At 51.6% G+C, this 25,677-nt stretch carries 18 protein-coding genes; 8 read left to right on the top strand and 10 right to left on the bottom strand.

Translation table 11 applies throughout. From position 1 onward, the window contains the following. Positions 1-127 precede the first annotated feature (127 nt). The 7 genes from pgk (at position 128) to solA (ending at position 9,853) form a co-directional block, all read left to right on the top strand. Entirely contained in the window at positions 128-1,345 is a 1,218-nt protein-coding gene (gene pgk, locus N24_RS08480) for a phosphoglycerate kinase (protein ID WP_096456039.1), read from the top strand. Between the two features lie 76 nt (positions 1,346-1,421). Continuing rightward, the gene (gene tpiA, locus N24_RS08475) at positions 1,422-2,201 is read left to right on the top strand and encodes a triose-phosphate isomerase (protein WP_096456037.1); all 780 of its coding nucleotides are present in this window, start codon (positions 1,422-1,424) and stop codon (positions 2,199-2,201) included. Positions 2,202-2,343: 142 nt separating this feature from the next. Continuing rightward, positions 2,344-5,103, top strand: coding sequence for a phosphoenolpyruvate carboxylase (gene ppc / locus N24_RS08470; protein WP_096456035.1), 2,760 nt, complete (start codon positions 2,344-2,346; stop codon positions 5,101-5,103). Between the two features lie 104 nt (positions 5,104-5,207). Then, a complete protein-coding gene (secG, locus tag N24_RS08465) occupies positions 5,208-5,441 on the top strand; it encodes a preprotein translocase subunit SecG (RefSeq protein ID WP_096456033.1) in 234 nt (77 codons plus the stop codon). A gap of 759 nt (positions 5,442-6,200) precedes the next feature. Further along, complete coding sequence (locus N24_RS08460; protein ID WP_096456031.1) at positions 6,201-7,550, top strand: ammonium transporter; 1,350 nt, start codon at positions 6,201-6,203, stop codon at positions 7,548-7,550. Between the two features lie 2 nt (positions 7,551-7,552). Further along, positions 7,553-8,701, top strand: coding sequence for a tyramine oxidase subunit B (locus N24_RS08455; RefSeq protein ID WP_096456029.1), 1,149 nt, complete (start codon positions 7,553-7,555; stop codon positions 8,699-8,701). Positions 8,702-8,710: 9 nt separating this feature from the next. Next, positions 8,711-9,853, top strand: a complete 1,143-nt coding sequence (gene solA, locus N24_RS08450; protein ID WP_096456027.1) for an N-methyl-L-tryptophan oxidase — start codon at positions 8,711-8,713, stop codon at positions 9,851-9,853. A gap of 99 nt (positions 9,854-9,952) precedes the next feature. Here solA and pgl read toward each other — a convergent pair whose 3' ends face one another. From pgl to tkt, 5 genes are all read right to left on the bottom strand, one after another. After that, positions 9,953-10,660 (bottom strand): 6-phosphogluconolactonase, encoded by a 708-nt coding sequence (gene pgl, locus N24_RS08445; protein WP_096456025.1) that lies wholly within the window; start codon positions 10,658-10,660, stop codon positions 9,953-9,955. 17 nt (positions 10,661-10,677) lie between these two features. After that, positions 10,678-11,637, bottom strand: a complete 960-nt coding sequence (locus N24_RS08440) for a glucose-6-phosphate dehydrogenase assembly protein OpcA (RefSeq protein ID WP_096456023.1) — start codon at positions 11,635-11,637, stop codon at positions 10,678-10,680. 16 nt (positions 11,638-11,653) lie between these two features. Further along, on the bottom strand, positions 11,654-13,198 hold the full coding sequence (gene zwf, locus N24_RS08435; protein ID WP_096456021.1) for a glucose-6-phosphate dehydrogenase: 1,545 nt from the start codon (positions 13,196-13,198) through the stop codon (positions 11,654-11,656). Positions 13,199-13,305: 107 nt separating this feature from the next. After that, on the bottom strand, positions 13,306-14,388 hold the full coding sequence (gene tal, locus N24_RS08430) for a transaldolase (RefSeq protein ID WP_096456019.1): 1,083 nt from the start codon (positions 14,386-14,388) through the stop codon (positions 13,306-13,308). A gap of 167 nt (positions 14,389-14,555) precedes the next feature. Then, entirely contained in the window at positions 14,556-16,649 is a 2,094-nt protein-coding gene (tkt, locus tag N24_RS08425; protein WP_197702386.1) for a transketolase, read from the bottom strand. A gap of 815 nt (positions 16,650-17,464) precedes the next feature. Between tkt and N24_RS08420 the strand changes: the two genes are divergently transcribed. Then, the gene (locus tag N24_RS08420; protein ID WP_197702433.1) at positions 17,465-18,421 is read left to right on the top strand and encodes a heme o synthase; all 957 of its coding nucleotides are present in this window, start codon (positions 17,465-17,467) and stop codon (positions 18,419-18,421) included. Between the two features lie 237 nt (positions 18,422-18,658). Here the strand turns inward: N24_RS08420 and N24_RS08415 are convergent, their stop codons facing one another. From N24_RS08415 to N24_RS08395, 5 genes are all read right to left on the bottom strand, one after another. Further along, entirely contained in the window at positions 18,659-19,627 is a 969-nt protein-coding gene (locus N24_RS08415; protein ID WP_167382071.1) for a quinone oxidoreductase family protein, read from the bottom strand. Between the two features lie 82 nt (positions 19,628-19,709). Then, complete coding sequence (locus N24_RS08410) at positions 19,710-22,058, bottom strand: TOTE conflict system archaeo-eukaryotic primase domain-containing protein (protein ID WP_096456013.1); 2,349 nt, start codon at positions 22,056-22,058, stop codon at positions 19,710-19,712. Positions 22,059-22,685: 627 nt separating this feature from the next. Continuing rightward, entirely contained in the window at positions 22,686-23,711 is a 1,026-nt protein-coding gene (locus N24_RS08405; RefSeq protein WP_096456011.1) for a COX15/CtaA family protein, read from the bottom strand. A 119-nt stretch (positions 23,712-23,830) separates the two neighbouring features. Further along, positions 23,831-24,637, bottom strand: a complete 807-nt coding sequence (locus N24_RS08400; RefSeq protein ID WP_096456009.1) for an ABC transporter permease — start codon at positions 24,635-24,637, stop codon at positions 23,831-23,833. Between the two features lie 8 nt (positions 24,638-24,645). Further along, a complete protein-coding gene (locus N24_RS08395) occupies positions 24,646-25,677 on the bottom strand; it encodes an ABC transporter ATP-binding protein (RefSeq protein WP_096456007.1) in 1,032 nt (343 codons plus the stop codon).

The following is a 25,677-nucleotide window of genomic DNA, read 5'->3' as shown; positions in this document are numbered from 1 at the left end:
ATTGAATTCCAGTGCCAGAGCCACACAAAATGTGGCAATCTGGGACAGGGCATAAATGAATATGATGGCTCAAGCGCTTTGACGCTAAATAAATGTTAAAACTAATCAAATCTCCAAGGAGTACGGCATGGCTGTTAAGACCCTCAAGGACTTGCTCGACGAAGGCGTAGACGGACGCCACGTCATCGTTCGATCTGACTTCAACGTTCCCCTCAACGATGACCGCGAGATCACCGATAAGGGCCGAATCATTGCCTCCCTACCAACCCTTAAAGCACTCTCTGAAGCCGGTGCGAAGGTTATTGTCATGGCTCACCTTGGACGTCCAAAAGGTGAAGTCAACGAAAAGTACTCACTCGCACCAGTTGCAGAAGCACTGTCTGATGAGCTTGGCCAGTACGTTGCCCTTGCTGCAGATGTTGTTGGCGAAGACGCACACGAGCGTGCAAACGGACTAACCGAAGGAGATATCCTCCTGCTGGAAAACGTCCGCTTTGATCCACGCGAAACCTCCAAGGACGAGGCAGAGCGCACTGCATTCGCCAAGGAACTTGCTGCCCTTGCAGCAGACAACGGTGCATTTGTTTCCGATGGTTTTGGTGTTGTGCACCGTGCACAGACTTCTGTTTACGACATTGCAAAGCTGCTGCCACATTACGCTGGTGGACTTGTAGAAACCGAAATCTCCGTGCTGGAGAAGATCGCTGAAGCACCTGAAGCTCCATACGTGGTGGTTCTTGGCGGTTCCAAGGTGTCCGACAAGATCGGTGTCATTGAAGCACTGGCGGCAAAGGCCGACAAGATCATCATCGGTGGAGGCATGTGCTACACTTTCCTCGCAGCTCAGGGCCACAACGTTCAACAGTCCCTCCTACAGGAAGAAATGAAAGACACCTGCACGGATCTTCTCGCTCGTTTCGGCGACAAGATTGTCCTTCCTGTCGACTTGGTGGCAGCATCCGAGTTCAACAAAGACGCAGAAAAGAAGATCGTTGATCTCGACTCCATCCCAGAAGGCTGGATGTCTCTTGATGTCGGACCAGAGTCTGTGAAGAAGTTCGCAGAAGTACTTGGCACCGCAAAGACCATATTCTGGAACGGCCCAATGGGAGTCTTTGAATTCGAAGCTTTCGCCGATGGCACCCGCGGTGTCGCACAGGCAATCATTGACGCAACCGCCGGTAACGGCGCATTCTCTGTCGTCGGTGGTGGCGACTCCGCAGCTTCCGTCCGTGTTCTTGGCCTGAACGAAGACGGCTTCTCTCACATTTCCACCGGTGGTGGCGCTTCCCTCGAGTTCCTTGAAGGTAAGGAACTTCCTGGCGTTGCAATCCTTGCTCAGTAACAACTCTGTACTCCGGTAAGACCTTCTAGAACAACAGAAGGTAGCCGGGAAACTTTTTAGAAAGGCGTGTTAAGCCATGGCTCGTAAGCCACTTATTGCTGGTAACTGGAAGATGAACCTGGATCATCAGCAAGCTATCGGAACGGTACAGAAGCTCGCGTTTGCACTTCCAAAGGAATACTTTGAAAAGGTTGACGTTGCTGTCACCGTTCCATTCACTGATATCCGTTCGGTCCAGACCCTCGTTGAGGGGGACAAGCTTGAGGTCACCTTCGGTGCACAGGATGTTTCCCAGCACGAGTCCGGCGCTTACACCGGTGAGGTTTCTGCCAGCATGTTGGCAAAGCTGAACTGTTCTTGGGTTGTTGTTGGACACTCCGAACGCCGCGAGTACCACAATGAATCTGATGAGCTTGTTGCTGCAAAGGCAAAGGCTGCACTGTCGAAGGGCATTAGCCCCATCGTGTGTGTTGGTGAGCCACTAGAGATCCGCGAAGCCGGCACCCATGTTGACTATGTCGTAGAGCAGACCCGTAACTCTTTGGCAGGTCTGGATGCTACAGATCTCAGCAACACTGTGATTGCCTATGAACCAGTGTGGGCAATTGGAACCGGCAAGGTTGCCTCTGCCGCTGACGCACAGGAAGTATGCAAGGCAATTCGTGGTCTGATCGTTGAGCTTGCAGGTGCAGAGGTTGCAGAAGGCCTGCGTATTTTGTACGGCGGTTCTGTTAAGGCAGAGACTGTGGCAGAAATTGTGGGACAGCCAGATGTTGATGGCGGACTAGTTGGCGGTGCTTCCCTTGATGGTGAAGCTTTTGCCAAGTTGGCAGCAAATGCTGCGAGCGTTGTCTAGTCCACTTTTTACTTGATTGCACCGTGCAATCGTTAAAAGTATGTCGCCCAGTCAAACATCTGTTTTACTGGGCGATTTTCTTTAGATTTTTCTCATTAGAGCACGTAACACCCTAATTCTGAAAGAGTGTTTAAAAGTAGTTATGACTGATTTTTTACGTGATGACATCAGGTTCCTTGGCCGTATTCTCGGTGAGGTTATTGCCGAACAAGAAGGTCAAGATGTCTACGAGCTGGTAGAAAAAGCTCGCCTTACCTCCTTTGATATCGCCAAAGGCAATGCGGAGATGGATAGCCTCGTGGAGGTCTTTGACGGGATTAGCCCTGCCAAAGCAACACCCATCGCGCGTGCGTTTTCCCACTTTGCATTGCTAGCGAACTTGGCAGAGGATCTGCATGATGAAGAGCTGCGCGAAGCCGCACTGGATGCGGGGGACACTCCACCAGATAGCACGCTTGATGCCACATGGCTGAAGCTTAATGATGCCAAAATTGGTGCGGATGCAGTCGCTGAAGTGATGCGCAATGCCGAGGTAGCTCCAGTTCTTACCGCCCACCCAACTGAAACACGCCGTCGTACAGTATTTGATGCGCAAAAGTGGATTACCACCCACATGCGTGAGCGTCACACATTGCAGTTGGCAGCACCTAATGCTCGTACCCAAAGCAAATTAGACGAGCTGGAAAAAGACATCCGACGCCGCATCACCATTTTGTGGCAGACTGCGCTGATTCGTGTTGCCCGTCCACGCATCGAAGATGAAATTGAAGTCGGCTTGCGCTACTACAAGCTGAGCCTGCTGGAAGAAATTCCTCGCATCAACCGCGATGTGTCAGTTGAGCTCCGTGAGCGTTTCGGCGAGGATGTTCCACGGAAGTCCGTAGTCAAGCCAGGATCATGGATCGGTGGAGACCATGATGGAAATCCTTATGTCACCGCGGAAACCGTTGAGTACTCCACTCACCGCGCTGCGGAAACAGTACTGAAATACTATGCGCGCCAGCTGCATGCTTTAGAACATGAACTAAGCTTGTCTGACCGCATGAATGAGGTCACCCCAGAACTTCTTGCTCTGGCAGATGCTGGTCACAACGATGTGCCAAGCAGGGTAGATGAGCCATATCGCCGAGCTGTGCATGGTATTCGTGGTCGTATTTTGGCCACCACCGCAAAGCTAATCGGTGAGGATGCTGTCGAAGGCGTGTGGTTTAAAGTCTTCGATGCGTATACATCCCCCGAGGATTTCCTCAATGATGCGTTAACCATTGATGTTTCGCTGCGTAAATCAAATGACACCCTCATCGCCGATGACCGTTTGTCTGTGTTGATCTCTGCCATCGAAAGCTTTGGATTTAATCTTTACGCTCTTGACCTGCGCCAAAACTCAGAAAGCTATGAAGATGTGCTCACCGAGCTATTTGAGCGTGCTCATGTAACAACCAACTACCGCGAGCTTTCTGAAACCGAAAAACTTGAGGTTTTGCTCGAGGAATTGCGCAGCCCTCGTCCATTGATCCCACATGGTGCCAACAACCACAGTGAAGTCACCGACCGTGAGCTCGGTATTTTCCGCACGGCATCTGATGCGGTGGAAAAATTTGGCCCACAGATGGTTCCTCACTGCATCATTTCCATGGCCTCATCTGTCACCGATGTGTTAGAGCCCATGGTGTTGCTCAAGGAGTTTGGGCTGATCGCGGCAAATGGCGATCACCCTCGCGGCACCGTCGATGTCATCCCACTGTTCGAGACCATCGAAGATCTCCAGGCCGGCGCCGGAATCCTCGACGAACTGTGGAAAATTGATCTTTACCGCAACTACCTTTTGCAGCGCGATAACGTCCAGGAAGTCATGCTTGGTTACTCCGACTCCAATAAAGATGGTGGATATTTCTCCGCAAACTGGGCGCTTTACGACGCGGAACTGCAGCTCGTCGAACTCTGCCGATCAGCCGGGGTTAAGCTTCGACTCTTCCACGGCCGCGGTGGCACCGTCGGCCGTGGTGGCGGACCTTCTTACGACGCCATCCTGGCACAGCCGAAAGGTGCAGTGCGTGGTTCGGTACGCATCACGGAGCAGGGCGAAATCATTTCAGCCAAGTACGGCAACCCGGAAACTGCGCGCCGAAACCTCGAGGCACTAGTTTCAGCGACACTAGAGGCATCGCTTCTCGACGTCTCCGACCTCACCGATCACCAACGCGCGTATGAAATCATGAGTGAGATCTCTGAGCTCAGCCTGAAAAAATATGCCTCATTGGTTCATGAGGATCAAGGATTTATCGATTACTTCACGCAATCAACACCGCTGCAAGAAATCGGTTCTTTGAATATCGGCTCGAGGCCATCGTCACGCAAGCAGACCTCTTCTGTTGAAGATCTCCGGGCTATTCCTTGGGTGCTGAGCTGGTCACAGTCACGCGTCATGCTGCCAGGCTGGTTTGGTGTGGGAACCGCATTGCAACAGTGGATCGGAGAAGGGGAGCAAGCCACCCAACGCATTGCTGAGCTGCAAACACTCAATGAATCGTGGCCGTTTTTCACCTCGGTTCTAGACAACATGGCTCAAGTGATGTCTAAAGCTGAACTACGTTTGGCCAAGCTTTATGCAGATCTCATCCCAGATAGGGAAGTAGCCGAGCGCATTTACTCTGTTATCCACGAAGAGTACTTCCTGACCAAAAAGATGTTCTGTGTGATCACCGGCTCCGATGATCTGCTTGATGACAACCCCCTTCTGGCCAGGTCCGTGCAACGTCGTTACCCTTACTTGCTTCCGTTGAATGTCATTCAGGTGGAGATGATGCGTCGCTACCGCAAGGGTGATCAAAGTGATCAAGTATCCCGCAATATTCAGCTGACCATGAATGGTCTGTCCACTGCACTTCGTAACTCCGGCTAGTCCGGCTGGGTGGGTAGAACTCGTGTATACTATCTAAAGTTATTCGAAATCAGGTGAACATTAGGTCCACCTTGGTTCTCAAACGGCAAAGGAACTTATTCCATATGGCATTGACGCTTCAAATCATCCTCGTCGTCGCCTGCCTGCTCATGACGGTTTTCGTCTTGCTGCACAAGGGTAAAGGTGGCGGACTCTCCAGCCTCTTCGGTGGCGGCGTGCAGTCTAATCTTTCAGGCTCCACGGTTGTAGAAAAGAACTTGGATCGCGTCACCATTTTGGTTGCCGTTATCTGGATTGTGTGCATCATCGCGCTCAATCTCATCCAGGCTTATTCATAGAGCACGTGCGATTTAAAAAGCGGTCTCCTTGGGTCGGGAGCCGCTTTTTAGTTTCACTGTGGGATTTTTAATTTCACCACAGGCGAATACTGATTGCGCAGTGACCTCTTAAAGACCAAACAGGCGTGCCAAGATTTTCGATTTTCTTGAAATCTTGGCACGCCTGTTTGGTATCTCCAGTTGGTCTCCAAAATCTGACCAGGTATTTCTGCCATGAAAAAAGGCATTAGCGTTTATCGCTTGTTTAAGGCCTCCAGTTTTCTTGGATGAGCTTTTGTATGCGCTTGACCTTGAAAACCCCTTAAACGGGCTTCTAGGGAGGTGTGACCTTTAGGGTTAGAGGTCGAAATTTCAGAGCGACCAAACCAGGAGACCCAGAAACTTCAAAAACTTAAATGTTGGGTCTCTGTGTTTGGTAATGAGAGCGATACACCAAACCAGGAGACCCGCAAACGTCAAAAACGTAATTTCTGGGTCTCCTGGTTTGGTCTTATGCTGCCTAGTGCGTGAACACCTAAATCCACACGGGTCAAACAGTTATTTCGGCACTAATTTGACCCAAGACGGGTCAAAATCTTCTCGAGTGCCCATCCCCTGTGGTCATCAGGCGCGGAGTAGCGGTTAAACCTGAGGGAAGTGTGACTTTCATTATAAAAATAGAAATCTATAGAGTGATAGGTAGAAACTAGACTAGGTTTATCTATAGCGGAATAGAAAATATTTCGCTCGACAGCATCACTTAGCTGAAAGGCCTTTAAAATGGACCCCTCAGATCTAGCCTGGATTCTCGCAGCTTTTGCGTTGGTAAGCCTGATGTTCCCTGGTTTGTCGTTGCTTTACGGTGGCATGCTTGGTGGGCAACACGTGCTCAACACGTTCATGATGGTCATGAGCTCGCTTGGAGTAGTCGGACTCGTCTATATCTTGTATGGACACGGCCTTGTTCTTGGAAACTCCGTTGGGGGATGGGGAATCATCGGCAATCCGATTGAATACTTTGGTTTCCGCAGCGTGATGGAAGATGACGGCACTGGAAACCTCATGTGGGCTGGTTTCTACATTCTGTTTGCTGCTATCTCTTTGGCACTGGTGTCATCTGGTGCCGCAGGGCGCATGCGCTTTGGGGCATGGTTAGTGTTTGGCGTTTTATGGTTCACCTTCGTCTATGCACCGTTGGCGCACTGGGTATTTGCACTCGATGATCCTGAATCCGGTTATGTAGGTGGATGGATGAAAAACCTCCTCAACTTCCATGACTTTGCCGGAGGAACCGCAGTACACATGAACGCTGGTGCTTCTGGATTAGCGCTCGCCATGGTGTTGGGTCGCAGACACACGATGGCTGTGCGTCCACACAACCTGCCATTGATTTTGATCGGCGCTGGATTAATTATCGCCGGGTGGTTTGGTTTCAATGGTGGCACTGCTGGTGGTGCTAACTTCCTCGCAAGCTATGTCGTGGTTACCTCTCTCATCGCTGCAGCTGGCGGAATGATGGGCTTCATGCTCGTTGAACGTGTATTCAGCGGTAAGCCCACCTTCTTCGGCACAGCAACGGGCACGATTGCAGGTCTTGTTGCAATCACTCCGGCAGCAGACGCTGTTAGCCCACTTGGAGCATTCGCAGTTGGAGCCCTCGGTGCAATTGTGTCCTTCTGGGCGATTAGCTGGAAGAAGGGACACAAAGTTGATGATTCCTTCGATGTCTTTGCAGTGCACGGCATGGCTGGCATTGCAGGAGCACTCTTTGTCATGTTGTTTGGTGATCCGCTTGCACCAGCCGGGGTTGCTGGAATTTTCTTTGGTGGCGAACTTTCCTTGCTGTGGAGGGAACCGCTAGCAATCATCGTGACCCTTGCCTACGCATTCGGCATGACGTGGGTAATAGCCACATTGCTGAACAAGGTGATGACTCTCCGCATCACTGCCGAAGCAGAATATGAAGGCATCGACCGCTCTGAACATGCAGAATCCGCTTACCACCTCAATTCCAACGGGATTGGCATGGCAACCCGGTCCACCATGGAACCTGAAATCCCCGTGGAAACCGTACCCGATAGCCCGCAGGTGGGCGTCGAAAAGCAAATTGCTGACAACCGAAAGGCCTAAAAATGACTGCAACCTATACCACTGAAACCGCTATCAATTTCTTGTTCTTAAGCGAGCCGGACATGATTGCGGCAGGGGTCAAAGACATCGCACAATGCGTGGATGTAATGGAAGAAACCCTCGTGCTCTTGGCACAGGGCGACTACAAAATGGCTGGGCTAAACTCCAACTCGCACGGCGCCATGATCACTTTCCCGGAAAACCCTGCTTTCGAAGGCATGCCCAAAGATGGCCCGGACCGCCGATTCATGGCAATGCCCGCATACCTGGGCGGGCGATTCAAAAACACCGGCGTGAAATGGTACGGCTCCAATGCAGAAAATAAAACGTCCGGCTTGCCGCGCTCGATCCACACCTTTGTGCTCAACGACACCGTCACCGGCGCCCCCAAAGCCATTATGTCGGCGAACCTGCTGTCCGCCTACCGCACCGGAGCGGTTCCCGGCGTGGGCGTGAAGCACCTAGCTGTGGCGGATGCAACCACCTTGGCCGTCGTCGGACCTGGGGTTATGGCCAAAACGATCACCGAGGCATGCATCGCAGAGCGTCCAGGAATCACCACCATCAAGATCAAGGGACGCAGTGAACGCGGAATTACTGCCTTTGCAACATGGGCGTTGGAAAAATTTCCCGAGATCGAAGTCGTCGCCGTCGGATCTGAAGAAGAAGTAGTCAAAGACGCAGACGTAGTCATCGCCGCAACCACCACGGACGCCGCAGGATCTTCGGCCTTCCCATACTTTAAAAAAGAATGGCTGAAACCAGGCGCCCTGCTCCTCCTGCCAGCTGCCGGTCGCTTCGACGACGCTTATTTGCTTGACGACGCCCGCCTCGTCGTTGATTACTTAGGCCTCTACGAAGCCTGGGCAGAAGAATACGGTCCTAAGGCGTATCAACTCCTTGGTATTCCAGGAACACACTGGTACGACTTGGCGCTGAAAGGTGAATTGGATCAATCAAAAATTTCCCAAATCGGTGATATTTGTTCCGGGAAATTGCCTGGTCGTACCAACGATGAAGAAATCATTCTCTACTCTGTCGGCGGCATGCCAGTAGAAGACGTCGCGTGGGCAACCCAAGTGTATGAAAACGCTTTGGAAAAGGGGATTGGCACGACATTAAACCTTTGGGAATCACCCGAACTCGCTTAGGAGACAACCATGAAAATTGCGGTAATTGGCCTTGGATCAACCGGCTCCATGGCGCTGTGGCATTTGAGTAAAATCCCAGGTGTTGAAGCTATTGGTTTTGAACAGTTTGGAATTTCACACGGTTATGGCGCATTTACTGGCGAATCTCGACTGTTTCGGATGGCTTATCACGAAGGCAGCACCTATGTTCCTTTGCTAAAGCGTGCGCAAGAGCTCTGGGCCTTGTTAAGTGATACTTCCGGGCGCGAGATTTTCCATAATTTTGGAGTGTTGAGCACTGGCAAGGAAGATGAAGCACCTTTCCAGCGGTTGGTGGAATCAGTAGAACGCTATGATCTGCCCCATGAGCGATTAACCGCGGCTGAGATGCGCAAGCGCTACCCAGGTTTGAACTTCCGCGATGACGAAGCTGGCATTGTTGACCTTCAGGGTGGAGCCCTTCGACCGGAATTAGCTGTATTTAGTGCCATTGAAGCAGCACGCAACAATGGTGCAGAAATACGAGATCACCAAAAAATCACCAACATTGTTGATAACGGCGACCACGTGATCATTCAAGCAGGCAAGCAAACCACGATCGTTGACCGCGTGATTGTCACCACCGGTAGCTGGACAGGAGAACTTGTGCCCTCTATTGCTCCACTGCTTGAAGTTCGACGATTGGTGCTGACGTGGTTCTTGCCCACTAACCCAGTCGACTTCCAACCGGAAAATCTTCCTTGCTTCATCCGTGATCGTGATGGGTTCCACGTTTTCGGTGCACCATGCGTTGATGGATACAGCATCAAGATCGCTGGACTAGACAACTGGGGTGTACCGATGAGTGCGCACGTAGAAGATGAAGATCTACGACTTGACCGAGAAGCGGTGTCAGAATTTGGCCGCCAAACCCACGATTTGTTCCCAGGGGTTAATCCAGAGCCCAATCGCTTTAGTGTCCACTATGACACTTATACTGCCGATAAATCTCCGATTATCGACAAGGTAGACAACGTAGTAGTGCTCACCGGTGGATCTGGACACGCCTTCAAGCTCTCTCCAGCTTATGGCGAACTAGCAGCACAATTGGCACTCGACGCTGACTCGCCTTTATACAGTAAAGATTTTCAGATCAGCTCCCACAAGCCAATCAAAGAGGCGGTGGGCGTATAGATAGTTAACCTACTTGCACACAGTCTTAGGGGTGAGATTCTAAAACTGTAATCAGGGGTGTACCTTCTTGTGTGAAGGTACACCCCTGATTAATGCTGATTAGAGATTCACCGCGGCATCATCAGCGACGAAGAGGATAGTTTCTTCAGCACCGGTTGCCCCAGCAGCAGGCCATTCAACTGCAGGTTCACCGTTAACGATAGCTGCAGCAGCCTCTGCCTTCTCACTACCTGAAACCAACAGCCACACCCGCTTAGCGGAGTGAACCGCAGGAAGTGTCAAAGTTGCACGCTCTGAAGGAGGCTTAGGGGAATCAAATACAGCCAAAACCTTCGCAGAGCTTTCCTTAACTGCGTCAGTGTGAGGGAAAAGGGAATTAATATGACCCTCGCCGCCCATACCCAGCAGGTGGAGATCAAAACCATTGGGAGCGAACTTATCCAACACAGCTTCATATGCTGTTGCTGCCTGTGCTAGATCTACTTCACCAAGGCCATACCCATGGATATTGCCTTCTGGAATGGCGACCTTAGACAGTAGTGCAGCTCTGGCCTGACCCTCGTTGGATTCTGGATCAGAAACAGGGACGTTGCGCTCATCACCGAAAAATACGTGAATCCGCTCCCACGGCAGGTGGGCTGCATCCACACTGAGCTTTTCCAGCAACTTTATGCCCGCTCCGCCACCGGTGAGAACAACACGTGCCGTGCCATCATCTGCGGTAGCGGCTTCTACAACCTGGATAAATCGTGCTGCAGCATGTGCAACCAAATCCTCAGTATCACGTGCGCGAACTACATCAACCATAGTGCTTTACGTTCTCCTTAAACAGTTTCCATTTTGACATTGGATAGACCAGAAAGTGCATGCTGGTAGCCCAAATCAGGGTCCATATGGCGAAGTTCTTCAGCCAAACAATCAGCTTCACTGCGTCGACCAATAGCAACCAATGATGGGGGATTGCCGGACTCTGGCATCTCTACTCGAACGGTGTGAGCATCTTGGATAGTGATCACAATCGATCCAGTTGTGCGGACAATTTCCAACCTCTGGATAGCCAACAGTGGAGTGCCAAATTCATCAGTTGGCACAGTTGGAGCATCCGTTGCCTCACGGATAACTGGGACATTAAGTCTGCGGGAAAGCCAACCTGCAGCCAAATCCACCGAAGTACTTCCGCTAGCTCCCGTGAGCCTGACAGAAGAAATCTCGCTGTGAGGCGGATGGTCCAGCGCAGAAGCCACGAGACCGCGCCACTGTGTCAAGCGAGCCCACGTCATATCGGTATCACCCGGGTGATAATTTTCCACCCGATCCTCTAGGGCATCATCACGGTCATACAAAGCATCAGTGATGCGTCGCTGTGCAATGCGCCCAATTGGATCTTGTGCTGGATCCTTTGGTGATTCACCTGGCCACCATGCCACGATCGGGGTATCTGGAAGCAGTAACGGCGTGACAACATACTGCAATTTGTCAGCAACCGGGCCGTTGAGATGAATGATAATCATCTCGGAGGCACCGGCATCTCCACCGATGCGGACTTCAGCATCGACCTTGGTTTCTGCTGTTTTATCACCAACAACCAAAATGATCACACGCGATGGGTGTTCACGTGATGCCTCATTGGTTGATTGCGTGATTGCTGCGACATCGCTTTCAGAATCAGTAACCACGATGAGCGTTAACACCCGACCTGTGGTCACCTGGGTGCCAGATTCGCGCAGGCGCGAAAGTGTCTTGGAGATTGCTTGAGTAGTGGTGTCTGGAAGTTCAAAGATCATAAGTTGTGCCCCTAAATTATGGCCTGCGCCAGGAGTGACCGTTGCGGGAAAGCATTTCATCTGCGCTCTTTGGACCCCACGTTCCCGCAGGGTAATCCTCAGGTGTGCCGTCTGCATCCCATGCTTCAAGAATTGGGTCCAGAATCTTCCAGCTGAGTTCCACTTCTTCATTGGTGGGGAAGAGGCTGGATTCATCCAAGAGGGCATCCAAAATGAGGCGCTCATAGGCCTCAGGGGATTCCTCGGTAAACGACTCTGAATAGGAGAAGTCCATGTTGACATCGCGAACTTCCATGGCAGAACCTGGCACCTTGGAACCGAAACGAATCAGCACGCCCTCATCAGGCTGAACTCTAATGACAATGGCGTTTTGGCCAAGAGCAGCAGTCATATCACCATCGAACGGTTGGTGAGGTGCATCTTTAAACACCACCGCGATTTCAGTGACCCGTCGACCAAGACGCTTGCCGGTGCGCAGATAAAACGGGACACCAGCCCAACGGCGCGACGTGATTTCTAAAGTGCAGGCAGCAAACGTTTCCGTGGTGGATTCTGGATTGAATCCATCTTCTTCACGTAAGCCCTTGACGTATTCTGATCCCTGCCAACCAGCGGCATATTGTCCACGAGCAGAGGTTTTATCCAGCGGGTAGCACGGCTTGGTGGCAGAAAGAACCTTGATCTTTTCCGCCTGCAACTGTGCCGGAACAAAAGAGATCGGTTCCTCCATGGCAACCAGAGCCAGGAGCTGAATTAGGTGGTTTTGGATGACGTCTCGTGCGGCACCAATACCGTCGTAATAGCCAGCGCGACCACCCAAGCCGATATCTTCAGCCATGGTGATTTGCACGTGATCGACATAGTTTGAATTCCACAGTGGTTCAAACAGCTGGTTGGCAAAGCGCAATGCCAAAATGTTTTGAACAGTCTCTTTACCCAAGTAGTGATCGATTCGGAACACTGAAGATTCAGGGAAGACCGCGTTAACCAACTGGTTGAGCTCATGCGCGGACTCAAGGTTGTGGCCAAATGGCTTTTCAATGATGACGCGACGCCATGCTTCTTCGGTGGATTCTGCCATGCCGGAGCGCTCTAGTTGGTGGCAGACTGCAGCGAAGGAATCTGGCGGAATGGACAGATAATACGCCCAGTTCCCAGCGGTGCCACGGGTTTTATCAATGCGCTCTAGGGTGGCCGCAAGGTTGTCAAAAGCTTCATCATCATCAAAGTTTCCGCGGACAAACTCCATGCCCTCGGCAAGACGTTCCCACACGTTTTCGCGGAACTCTGTACGGGCACCCGCGCTAGCGGCTTCACGCACATATTTTTCAAAGTCTTCTTTGGACCATTCGCGGCGGCCGTAACCAACCAGCGAAAATCCTGGAGGGAGCAATCCACGGTTTGCCAGATCATAAATGGCGGGAAGCAGCTTCTTGCGTGCTAGATCTCCAGTGACACCGAAGATCACCATGCCGGAAGGGCCAGCAATGCGGGGGAGTCGTTTATCCTGCGGGTCGCGCAGTGGGTTGGTCCAGCTGGTGGGAGTCGTGTTGGTGCTCACAGTGGTAGCGTCACGATCCTTTCTTTGATGAAAGATGTGTAACGGCCACATAAGCGTGAAGAGGTAAATATGCTCATGTCGGCCGTTACTAATGCAGCTTGCTGATCTTACTTCAGGCGAGCTTCCATGGATTCAAGGAGTTCACTCCAAGATGCAACGAACTTGTCAACGCCTTCGGTTTCTAGGACGTCGAAGACATCAGCTAGGTCGATGCCCAGGGAATCTAGCTGTGCAAACACAGCGTCAGCTTCAGCAGAAGAATTGGAAAGGGTATCGCCGTGCAGGTTACCCAATTCCAACACAGCGTCAATGGTGCCCTCTGGCATGGTGTTGACGGTGTTAGGGCCAGCCAGTTCAGATACGTACAGGGTAGGTGCGTAAGCAGGGTTCTTCACGCCGGTGGAAGCCCACAGTGGGCGCTGAGTGTTTGCGCCTTCTGGCAGCTCGGCGGCGTCGAAAAGCTCTTTGTATACAGCGTAAGCGCGCTGAGCGTTAGCAACGCCTGCCTTGCCGCGCAGTGCAAGTGCTTCCTCAGAGCCGATAGCCTCGAGGCGCTTGTCGATTTCAACGTCGACGCGGGAGACGAAGAAGGAAGCCACAGAGTGGATCTTGGAGACATCGTGGCCGTTGGCAGCAGCCTGCTTAATACCCTCGATGAATGCAGCGATAACCTCGCGGTAGCGGGCAACAGAGAAGATCAACGTGACGTTGACGCTAATGCCTTCAGCCAATGCGTCGGTGATTGCTGGCAGTGATCCTGGGGTTGCAGGGATCTTGATCATGACATTTGGACGATCAACCTTTGCCCACAGTTCCTTAGCCTGAGCCAGGGTTGCATCGCGATCAGCGGAGATGCGTGGATCAACCTCGATGGACACGCGGCCGTCGTAACCATTGGAAGATTCGTAGATGCCGGTGAACAGATCACAAGCATTGCGGACATCGTCGATGCTCATCGCGTAGACGGCCTGATCAACAGATGCGCCCTCAGCCTTAAGCTCAGCGATCTGTGCATCGTACGAATCGCCCTTGGACATAGCAGCAGCGAAAATAGCTGGGTTTGTGGTGACACCGACTACGGACTTTTCATCAATAACCTGCTGGAGGTTGCCGGAAGTAATGCGTTCACGAGAAAGGTCATCGAGCCAGGTGGAAGTACCGAGCTGTGCAAGATCATCAATGTGGGACATAAAAGCCAATTTTCCTTAAAAGTAAATTTTCTAGGCCACCTGAAAAACTGTGACCAGGGGAAGGTATTCTCAAGACCCTTTATACCGATTAACAACAACAACCCGGGGCAATAAAATTCCGGAGAATCTTTTTACCCCGGGCGATGTCGCTAAAAAGCAAAGGTGACCTAAGCGTTGATGGAGTCCTTAGCTGCTGCTACGACTGCATCGGTGGTGATACCGAACTTTTCAAACAAGGTCTGGTAATCCGCAGAAGCGCCGAAGTGCTCAAGGGAAACCGCACGACCCTGGGTACCAAGCAGGCGGTACCACGGCATGGCAATACCAGCCTCAACAGATGCACGAGCAGTGACAGCTGCTGGAAGGACAGACTCGATGTAGTCAGCATCCTGCTCCAGGAACCAATCCATGCAAGGAACAGAAACAACGCGAGCTGCAACGCCCTCAGATTCAAGAACCTTTGCCGCGTTAACTGCCAACTGAACTTCAGAGCCGGAACCCAAAAGGATAACGTCTGGGGTCTCCTTGGAGCCTTCAACCAAAACGTAAGCGCCACGACGAACGCCTTCGGCTGCCTTTTCCTTCGTACCTTCAAGAACTGGAACGTTCTGACGAGTCAGCGCAAGACCCTTAGGGCCTTCCTTGTACTCGAGTGCCGCAGCCCAAGCCTGTGCAGTTTCATTAGCATCTGCAGGGCGCAAAACAGACAAACCTGGGATCGCACGCAGTGCAGCCAAGGTCTCGACTGGCTGGTGAGTTGGGCCATCTTCGCCCAAGCCAATGGAGTCGTGAGTCCAAACGTAGTAGGCGTCGGTTTCCATGAGTGCAGCCAAACGAACAGCAGGACGCATGTAGTCGGAGAAGATCAAGAAGGTTCCGCCGTATGGACGGGTGCCACCGTGGAGGGAAATTCCGTTGAGAATAGATCCCATTGCATGCTCACGGATACCAAAGTGCAGGTTACGGCCGTAAGGCTCAGCAGACCAGGTTTCAGTGGAGATGGACTCAGGACCGAAGGATGGGGAACCCTTGATCACAGTGTTGTTGGATCCGGCAAGGTCAGCGGAACCGCCCCACAGCTCAGGAAGGGTCTTGCCCAGTGCCTGAAGAGCAGCCTCGGACGCCTTACGGGTTGCAACACCCTTCTCATCTGCATCCCAGGAAGGCAGCTCATCTGCGTAGCCCGCAGGAAGTTCACGGGAGTTCAGGCGATCGAACAAAGCCTTGTTCTCAGGGTTTGCAGCAGCCCAGGCATCAAACTTAACTTGCCATGCAGCCTTCTTCTCAGCTGCGCGCTCTGCAAGTGAACGGGTGTGAGCAATAACTTCATCATCAATGGCAAAGTGAGCCTCAGGATCAAATCCGAGCTCAGTCTTGGTTGCCGCAACCTCATCTGCACCCAAAGCTGCACCGTGCACAGAGCCGGTGTTCATCATGGTTGGTGCAGGGAATCCGATGATGGTGCGCACACGGATGAAGGTTGGGCGCGAAGTATCCTTCTTAGCTTCTGCTACAGCTGCTTCAATAGCGGCAACGTCTTCGCCACCTTCAACCTCAATGGTCTGCCAGCCGTAAGCCTTGTAGCGAGCGACGACGTCTTCGTTGAAAGCGATCTCAGTGTTGTCTTCGATGGAGATGCGGTTGTCATCCCAGAACACAATGAGGTTACCCAGCTGCTGGGTACCGGCGATAGAAGAAGCTTCAGAGGTGACGCCCTCCTGAAGATCACCATCAGACGCAATGACGTAGATGTGGTGATCGAATGGGGATTCACCTTCCGCAGCGGTTGGATCGAAAAGGCCACGCTCGCGACGAGCGGCCATTGCCATACCGACAGCAGATGCAAGACCCTGCCCCAGTGGGCCAGTGGTGATCTCTACACCCTTGGTGTGGCGGTATTCAGGGTGACCAGGGGTTAGGGAATCCCACGTGCGCAAAGCCTTGAGATCATCCATCTCAAGTCCAAAGCCACCCAAGTAGAGCTGGATGTACTGGGTGAGGGAGGAGTGTCCACAAGAAAGTACGAAGCGGTCGCGGCCTGCCCAATTGGTGTCCTGAGGATCAACATTCATGATCCGCTGGTACAGGGTGTAAGCAAGGGGAGCCAAGCTCATTGCGGTGCCTGGGTGGCCCGAGCCGCAGTTTTCAACGGCGTCTGCAGCGAGAACACGAACTGTGTCCACAGCCTTGGTGTCCGCATCGGACCAATCAGAGGGGTAATTGCGTACAGTGAGCGCCTGAAGTTCAGGTGACAGCGTCAAGGTGGTCAATCCTTCCTGGGTTAAACCGGGACCAAGTTTTGGTTCGTTTACGTCGATCCGATGATCAGATCCACGCCTTTAACGTTAATTGGTTCAAATTGGCATAAGTGATCTACCCCAAATCTGCTTCGAAGATAGATGTAACTCAATCTGACCCGTCAACACCTCTAACCATAGTGATGTTGAACCCATTTTATAACCAACTGTGGGCTAAATATATTAAAGGTGTGACCAATCTTAAGTTGGATTGCTCTGACATGGGGTTTTTCAACTGGAAATTTTGGAAGAAAAAGAATATTTTTCAAAACGGGTTCCGTAATGTGTCAAAAACGGACCGAAACGGAACCTTTCCAACTCTACTCAGTTGAAACGGAAGCAAATGTGCGTGAGCTGTTTGCGCGAAAGATCTTCACACCCACTTCATTACGATTACTCAAATAGTAGGAATAGGCGATAGCATGGCTAGGTCTGGTTCCGAAGTGTTTTGGGCTGTTTTTTAACTACAAAGTTTTAACTCAATCGACTCTAAGGAATCGACATAAGCAATTTCGATCACGATGAAATCAAAGTCTGAATTTTTAATGTGGCAAATGCTGATCGATTTCCCATCGAAAAAGTATTAAAAACACGATTAAAATTTATTCGGGAACTTTTAATGAACTTCATCCGACTAAATTGCCGTGTGTCTTAAAAACATCTCGAGTAATCGCACCGACACTGTTGTCGGCGATTGGGCCTGAACTGAAGGTACCCACTCACCGCAGGGATGTTTGATGGAAAAAGACACACACCTTAAATACATGAGTGATTTGAAAATGCAACGTTGTGGAGGAAAACCCTTGGAGACGATCAAGGCCTATATTGCGCTAACAAAGCCGAGGGTGATCGAACTCCTACTTGTCGCTACAATTCCCACAATGCTTCAAGCAGAGCGCGGGGAAAACAACATTGTTCTCATTCTGCTCACCGTTTTCGGTGGCTGGATGGGAGCTGCGGCAGCCAACACCTTCAACATGGTTGCCGATTCTGATATTGACCAACGCATGGGCCGCACGAGAGCCAGACCATTGGTTCGCCACACCGTGAGCAACCGAGATGCATCCATATTCGCCTGGATTTTAACCGTAGCCAGCTTCCTGTGGCTGTGGTTGCTATGCGGTTCAATACTCGCTGGCATCTTCGTGCTGATCACAATCTTCTTCTACATTTTTGTGTACACAAAGTGGCTGAAGCGCCGCACACACATGAACATCGTGTGGGGCGGAGCAGCAGGATGCATGCCGGTACTTGTCGGTTGGGCAGTCATCGTTGCTCACTTTGAACCCGGTGTACCTCAGCAGTGGTGGCAGTCAATCGTCTTGTTCATGGTGATTTTCTTCTGGACACCACCACACACCTGGGCATTGGCCATGAAGTACCGCGAAGATTACAAAGCTGCCGGCGTTCCAATGCTTCCGGTGGTGCGCACTCCAGTACAGGTCACCGCGCAGATCGTGTGGTACTCCGTTGCGACCGTACTCACCACATTCCTGCTTATTCCGGCAACAGGTTGGATCTACGCAGTTGTTGCCGTTATTTCTGGCGTTACCTTCTTGATCATGGCAATCAAGCTACACATTGGCATTAAAAACGGTGGCAAGGTGAAGCCTTTGAAGCTGTTTATTTTGTCCAATAACTACCTTGCCGTACTGTTCGTAGCGCTATCTGTCGATGCCGTACTTGGCTTGGAGACCATCGGCGAAATGATGGGCTGGACCACCACCTTCTTCTAACAGGTAGCTTTTCGAACTTATAGCCACTCGGTTGCTTAGACTCTCGAGTGGCTTTAGTTTTTGCTCGATTAAGTTCGAGTTCAGGGATGCGATTTCATATGTCCAATTCCTTAACTTCAATTTCGCAAATTCGATATCGCTAGGAAAAGTCCCGAAAACCAATTGGTCTCGAAGGTGCGAAATCGAACTTAAAAAGAGCCGAGCATTGAAACCGACATCCTAAAAGGGAATTAACCGCTAGTCTTTGGGGATTTTCAGAACCAAAGAGCCGCTAGTGTTCCTGGCCTGGAGGTCGTGGTGGGCGAGGGAGGCGTCGGCAAGCGAATAAGTCCCAGTGACGCGGACCCGCAAGCTGCCTTCGACGATGGCCTGTGTGACCGCCTGGGCGCGTTTGGCGAATTCGCCTTCTTCAGATGTCCACGCGCCGATGCTGGGGCGAGTTAAAAAGATCGAGCCGTGTGTATTGAGAAGCTGTGGATCAAAGGGCTCGACGGGGCCAGATGCTGCGCCGAAAAGACACACCGTGCCACGGGGACGTACGGCTTCGAGGGATTCGTTAAATGTGGATTGGCCAACGCCGTCATAGACCACATCGACTCCGCGTCCGCCGTTATGCCGACGAACTTGTTCAGCGAGGTTTTCTGAGTACCGAAAAACCTCATGAGCGCCGGCATCAAGGGCAAGCTCAGCTTTTTCATCCGTAGACACCACGCTGTAAACGCGTACACCCTTCGCTGCAGCCATCTGGGTGGCAAGAAGCCCAACACCACCTGCGCCGGCGGTGATCAAGCAGGAATCACCTTCTTGCAGGTCGTAGACACCATTGGTCAAATAATGAGCGGTAATGCCTTGCATAAGCATCGATGCGGCAACCGCAGGGCTCACACCTTCTGGTACTGCGACCAGGCGATCACGTGGCACACATACCTGTTGAGCATAGGACCCCATCGCATCGCACCAGGCAACTTTCGTGCCAACAGCAATCAAACCTTGAGGATCTTCTAGGATGCGGCCGGTGCCTTCAAAGCCAGGGATAAAAGGCAGGCGCGCATGATATTCACCTTGGCGATAATAGGTGTCAATGAAGTTCACACCTGCCATATCTACTTCAACTAAAACCTGATCTTCATTGGGCCGTGGAGCTTCGACATCAGTAAGCTCCAACACCTCGGGGCCGCCGGTACGAGAAACTAAGATTGCCTTCATAGTTCCCACACTAACCATGACTCAAAGACAAGGTTGGGATATTGACCAAAAATCCTCAAGCCTTAGGGCTAAACCAACAAAATCAAGCGGTGACGAAGCCTTCTTTTTGCATCGCTCTTAGTCTGCGTCCGTGCATGCGCTTTAAGGTCGGGTTTTTAACGTCGACAAAGTCATGGACCACGGCTGCTGTTGCAGGTGCCTCATTGTCACCCGCAGAACGAGTCACTCTGCCGATTTGTTGAATCACTAGACCCTTAAAAGACACAGGCGCTGCCAGGAAAAGCGTATTCAAACTTGGAATATCAAGGCCTTCGCCAGCTACTTTATTCATGGCAACGAGGACAAAAGGTGAGTGGTTTTCGCTTAATGCGGCAAGTTCTTCACGCAACTGCGCTCGTTCTTCTGTGGTTTGGCGACCATGCATTGTTAGAACCGGGTACTTTGTTGAGGATTTAATGCCGTCTACCAGCGCTTCCAGTGCAGAGATGCGGTTGACCAGCACTAGGCATCGATCGCCGGCTTGCACAGCTTTGTCAACTTCGCTGCTGATTAATAAATTTCGGGCAGGATCGACCGCAAGTTCGTTGTAGATGTCTTGAATTTCCGTGGTTTCTTCGGACTCAAAATCAGTTTCGTGGAGATAGATCAGTCGCTTCTCATTTTCAGTATCGATCTCCATGCGGTGTCGAATTGGGCCACATTGCATGGTGATGATCTCATCCATGTGGTCAGAGCGAAAAGGCGTGGCAGTAAGACCTACCCAAAAAGGTGCTTTGACTTGGTCTAATGCTGCCTCTGCTCCAGGAGCGGCGATATTGTGACACTCATCGACGATGATCTGACCATATTGTTCCAAAATCTTGGGATCAGAATCTTTTCTGCTTAACGACTGCAGCGTTATCAAATCGATGATCCCGGTTGTTTTGCGTCGACCAGCGCCAATCTGCCCGATATCCTCAGGTTCAACATCGAGATACTGGCTAAGGCGGTCACGCCACTGTGAAATCAACTCTGCACGGTTGACTAACACTGCTGTAGAGACTTTCCTGTGCGCGATCAGTGCGCACGCCATGACTGTTTTTCCAGCACCCGGCGGAGCGACCAACACTCCTGTGCGCTGCCCGCCAAATGCCTTGATCGCATCTTGTTGCAGCGGTCGCAGGTCCCCAAGGAATGCAACATCAATAGACTTCTTCACCGCGCGCGGCCACGACACGCGCACCGCGTACCCGGCTTGGGAGAGGATGCGGGAGGCGTCGTCGACAAGCCCTCTAGGCAGCAGCAAATGCTGCTCGGCCTGGGTGAAGCGGATGATGATGCGTGGCACGCCGAAGGTCGAAAACCTTTGCGCTTGTCGACGATAAAACTCAGGGTTTGGGATTACCGCCCTGTGTTTAATCTCCGCGATAACAGCGGCTGGCAACCCTTCGGTGGGGATAGACAACTCATTGCCAACCGTTAGGGTAATTGTGGTGCCATTTGCTTTGATTTTCTTAAGTTCTGCCCGAGAGGGGCGTTTGATCTGTTCAATTTCGGGGCCAAACTTCTGTTGGGTATTCGCTAGAATCTCTTCTACTTTTGAAGTTGTCAGCGGAGTAACTTCGGCCAACGCCGCGAAAGGATCATCAAAAGGAACCCAAGTTTCTGGATCAGCGAAGACCGAGGTGTTGCGGGCTCGACAGTCACCATTTAACGGTAGCGCGATGAGGTTTCCCAGCCTAGAGCTTCCATTAGCACGCGAGGCAATTGTGTCCTGAGCAGGAAAGAAACGATCATACGACGACATATCCATATCTGGACGCACACGCATTGCATGGCGCAACATAGAAAAACCTAAACGACGCGCCAGCATCGCAGAAATCGGAGCATCGAAAAATATCCACACGTGAGCGCCCTCACCCGAACGAGATATTTCTGCAAGCGCATCAATACAATGTTCACGACACGCAGCGACAAAAGCTAGAGCATCTTCTTTCCACGTTCCATCATCGAAATCGCAGGCCAAAAGCTTACACGTGTCATTCGGGAGCATGACATAAAGACCAACGTGTTCACCACCTCTGCGCAGGTGGGCATTAACAGTCTCTGCGGTGAAAGGCAGATAGTCTTTTGGAGTTGCATCTTTAGAATAAAAACCCTGGCGGGTAGCAGGAGACCACCCACTTTTGCCTGTTTTTCGGCTAGTCCAACGCCTGGCGTACACATCAGTTCTTCCACTGAAACGTTGCATGAACAAAGAGATTTTTGCCTGAGGACCAGAGGTGGCGTTAATCGTCGGAGCAGTGCTATTTGATGGGGGTGCTGCATCGGTAGGGCGAGGTGCTGCGGAGCGTGATTTGCGGAGTGCGGAAAGTTCTTGACGGATCGCACCAAGTTCACGCTCTAGCTCAAAAAGCCTCTGTTCCAGAAAATCGAGTCTTTGGTCAGACATAGCCTTAACTTTAAAGCCTTAACTGATTGAGGCTTGCAGCTTGGGGTGCTTTTGGGAACAGATGTGGCAGATCCTGGGTTGCCGGGTTGCCGGAACACTGTATGGCCGTCGCCGGGACGCCGGGACGCCGGGACGCCGGGTTGCCGGGGCCATAAGACCAAACCAGGAGACCCAGAAATCGCGTTTTTGACGTTTGTGGGTCTCCTGGTTTGGTATATCGATCTCAATACCAAACACAGAGACCCAGCATTTAAGTTTTTGAAGATTCTGGGTCTCCTGGTTTGGTCGCTCTTATATTTTGGTGCGACACCTGAAAAGTCATACCTCCCCAGGAGCGCTTCTAAGAGGTTTTCGGAGGCTCGTCCATACAAATACTCATTTTAGAATTTCGAGGTCTTAAATGGGCAATGAGCGTCTGTCGTCGGTAATGGCTTCTGTTGTCATTAAGTTCACGTGCTACAGATGTACTTTCAGCACCAAGATTTCCGGAAAATGTTGGCAAAAATCAGGAAATCTTGATGTCGAAAGTACACACAGAAAATACGAGTGCATACGAAGATCCGGCACCAATGAGCAAAGCCCAACCAGGACGAAGATCCTAGTTGGGCTATAGGCGTCGGACTGGTTTTATTTACCAACCTTCTTTGATTCAGCCAGCGCGATATTCTTGATATCTCCGTCAACAGAACCGGCAATTGTCGCGGTGCCTCCAACGCGCACTCGGCCTTGAGCCCACAGTAGGGAAGTAAAGGCCACAACAACGGAGGACATTGCAATGTGGAATGGAATGCTCCAGCGTGGAACTCCCATGCGGTATTGGAGGATTCCAATTCCGGCTTGGATCAGAATAAAGACAATCAGCATGAGTCCGAGCTTCTTGTTGTGCTGTGATGCTTTCACCTTGTATAGGCCGGCAACCACGATCAAGGTGAAGAAGAGGTAGACGTACATGCTGTAGCCATGGACGTGTGCCATCCAGTCGATGCTTACTTCGAGGCGGCCTTCCATACCTACTCCTGAGTCACCGGAGTGAACACCAGCGCCGGTAGTCATTGTTCCGGTGATCAGAACAACGGCCAATGCGATTGCTCCAACAATTGCAACGTTGCGAATCCAGTTGGGGAACATGGTGGTTACTTCGCCGTCGTCTGGCTCGCCGATGCGTGTGTACAAAATCGCAGCTAGGAACACTAAAATCATGGATGGTAGGAAGTGTAGTGCGACTGCGTACCAGTGGAGGTCGACAAGTACTGTGATTCCACCAATGATGGCCTGGAGGATGATGCCTAGGCCTTGGACGAAGGAGTTGACCACGATTTCGCGGCGTCGTTTTGCACCGAGAACTGCTAGGAATACTGCGAGTGCTGCGGCAATCAGCACGAAGGTGAGCATGCGGTTGCCAAACTCTACGGCTTGGTGGATCCATGGGGCAGCGCCAGCAACTGGGACTAGTGAGCCTTCGTGGCAAAGCGGCCAGGTGTCACAGCCGAGCCCTGAACCTGTTACGCGGACAATTGAGCCGGTGACAGTGATGCCTCCCTGAAAAATCAACAGCAGGAGCGCTAAAATGCGCTGCACTTTGATGGTTGGTGCCCAAAAAGCAATGGGCTTCAACTCAACTGGATTATTTGAGGGAGCAACTGAAGTAGACACGTGGCTCATTCTAGCCGGTCATGGCCTATTTTAGACAATCGACGAAGCGGGGAAAGGGGTGGTATATGCCACTGCAATCTGTGGGAACTTTTGCCCACAATTTCCGACAACCAGTAGCTTTAACGGCTAGATGAGAACTGGAACAACTTGTTAGCGGCGAATCCCGTAATAATAAGCCAGCCCACCAGGATGGCCAGTTGGAGCCAAGGTAGTTCACCGTTGAAAGCTTCTACCATTCCTTGGGATAGTGCAACGGACGGAATGATTGATAGCCAGCCGTCAGCGTTGACATTTTCGGAGAACACTGCCCAAGCTGCAAGGCCGGACAGCACAATCCAAATGAGGTTTGCCAGGGCTAGGACTAATTCGGAGGACAGTGTTCCGCCCATCAACATGCCCAAAGCGGTAAAGCTGGACACGCCTACAAAGAGGGTAATGGTTCCAAAGAGGACGCCACCAACCGGTGCGGACCATCCCAAAAGTAGGGCAGTGATGCCGAGGATGATGATCTGCACAATTGTTACAGCGATGACTGCGATCACCTTGCCAAAAATGATTGTCCACGCTGGAACGCCGCTTGCACCTGTGCGTTTCAGTGCACCGTAACGCCTATCAAAAGCAAGGCTGATTGCTTGACCTGTGAATCCAGCACTCATCGCTGCGGTAGCTAAAGCGAAGGGGAAAGTCTTGCTTAATGAGGTTTCGCCGGGGACGATGTCGAATTTTGCAAGGGCGATCAGTGCTGCCAACGGGATGATAATGCTGAGGAGCTGTTGTTCACCGTGGCGGAGGAAAAGCAAAGACTCCATCTTGCCTTGTGCAGCTAGCATCTTTGCAGGTGTTGCGCGTTTAGGCGCGGGGGTAAACGTGCCAGCTGGGAAGCGGGATGAGTGCTGTAGCAGCGAGGTTTCTGAAGATTCAGACATGGTGTGCCTTAACTCCTAAGTTCTTTTCCTGTGATGTCTAGGAAGACATCTTCCAAAGACCTGTGACCGGTATCTAATGAACGAATCATGACATTTTGACGAGCTACAGCTTGAGCGATATTTGCTAGTGATTCAGGTGTGGTCTGCTGTGTCCTCAGGGAATAGTGCATTGGCCGGTTTGCCCGAGCGCTTACCCCTTTTATTCCGCTATCACTTAAATCTGCCTCGAACTGTTCAAGATTAAGCGGGGTGGTGGTTTCAATTGATACGTTAATTTCCTTGTGGTCCCTTTGAGCTGTGAGCTCATCAGGGGTGCCGCTGGCAAGTATTTGTCCATCGGAAACGATAATTACGTGATCGGCAAGTGCTTCGGCTTCATCCATCAAGTGGGTGGTTAAAACAATGGTTACGCCGTCGCGCCGAAGGTCATTGACTAACTCCCACACCATGTTGCGGGATTGTGCATCCATGCCTGCGGTGGGCTCATCCAAGAAGACAATTTCTGGACGTCCAATTAGGGCTAAGGCAAGGGAAAGGCGTTGTTGTTGTCCACCCGAAAGTCGGCGGTAGGTGGTTTTGCGCTGTTCACGCAATCCCACCAGGTCTAGGAGCCACTCTGGATCATGAGGGTTGTCGTTGTAAGAAGCTGCGAGTTTCAGCATTTCAAACACGCGAATACCGCTGTAAGAGCCACCACCTTGCAGCATGATGCCAATGCGCCGGCGTACCTGATCTGGTTGGGCTGCAGGGTCAATGCCTAAAACCCTGATGGTTCCTGAGGTTGGGGTGGTAAATCCTTCACACATTTCAATGGTGGTGGTTTTACCAGCGCCGTTTGGACCAAGTAGGGCTAAAACTTGGCCGCGGCGTACTTCGAAGGAAATTCCGGCTACTGCTTCCTTGGTGCCAAATCTTTTCACCACGTTGTTTACCACGATTGCTGCATCGTTCGGGGGTGTGGCGTCCAAGGGGGTCAAAGCATCAAGGGTGCCTTCTGTGGCTCCAAAATTAGAGCTAGAGGCCGAAAAATCAGTAGTCAC

Source organism: Corynebacterium suranareeae, from assembly GCF_002355155.1.
In the GTDB taxonomy this organism is placed as follows: domain Bacteria; phylum Actinomycetota; class Actinomycetes; order Mycobacteriales; family Mycobacteriaceae; genus Corynebacterium; species Corynebacterium suranareeae.
Note: the sequence above shows the minus strand (reverse complement) of the source record. Positions and strands in the feature narration are given on the sequence as shown.

Bases quoted from the DNA above. Each gene is read 5' to 3' on its own strand.
- N24_RS08420 (WP_197702433.1), top strand. From the start codon at position 17,465: ATGCAACGTTGTGGAGGAAAACCCTTGGAGACGATCAAGGCCTATATT.
- N24_RS08410 (WP_096456013.1), bottom strand. From the start codon at position 22,058: ATGTCTGACCAAAGACTCGATTTTCTGGAACAGAGGCTTTTTGAGCTA.
- secG (WP_096456033.1), top strand. From the start codon at position 5,208: ATGGCATTGACGCTTCAAATCATCCTCGTCGTCGCCTGCCTGCTCATG.
- solA (WP_096456027.1), top strand. From the start codon at position 8,711: ATGAAAATTGCGGTAATTGGCCTTGGATCAACCGGCTCCATGGCGCTG.
- pgk (WP_096456039.1), top strand. From the start codon at position 128: ATGGCTGTTAAGACCCTCAAGGACTTGCTCGACGAAGGCGTAGACGGA.
- N24_RS08415 (WP_167382071.1), bottom strand. From the start codon at position 19,627: ATGAAGGCAATCTTAGTTTCTCGTACCGGCGGCCCCGAGGTGTTGGAG.
- pgl (WP_096456025.1), bottom strand. From the start codon at position 10,660: ATGGTTGATGTAGTTCGCGCACGTGATACTGAGGATTTGGTTGCACAT.
- N24_RS08400 (WP_096456009.1), bottom strand. From the start codon at position 24,637: ATGTCTGAATCTTCAGAAACCTCGCTGCTACAGCACTCATCCCGCTTC.
- N24_RS08440 (WP_096456023.1), bottom strand. From the start codon at position 11,637: ATGATCTTTGAACTTCCAGACACCACTACTCAAGCAATCTCCAAGACA.
- ppc (WP_096456035.1), top strand. From the start codon at position 2,344: ATGACTGATTTTTTACGTGATGACATCAGGTTCCTTGGCCGTATTCTC.
- N24_RS08460 (WP_096456031.1), top strand. From the start codon at position 6,201: ATGGACCCCTCAGATCTAGCCTGGATTCTCGCAGCTTTTGCGTTGGTA.
- N24_RS08455 (WP_096456029.1), top strand. From the start codon at position 7,553: ATGACTGCAACCTATACCACTGAAACCGCTATCAATTTCTTGTTCTTA.
- tal (WP_096456019.1), bottom strand. From the start codon at position 14,388: ATGTCCCACATTGATGATCTTGCACAGCTCGGTACTTCCACCTGGCTC.
- tpiA (WP_096456037.1), top strand. From the start codon at position 1,422: ATGGCTCGTAAGCCACTTATTGCTGGTAACTGGAAGATGAACCTGGAT.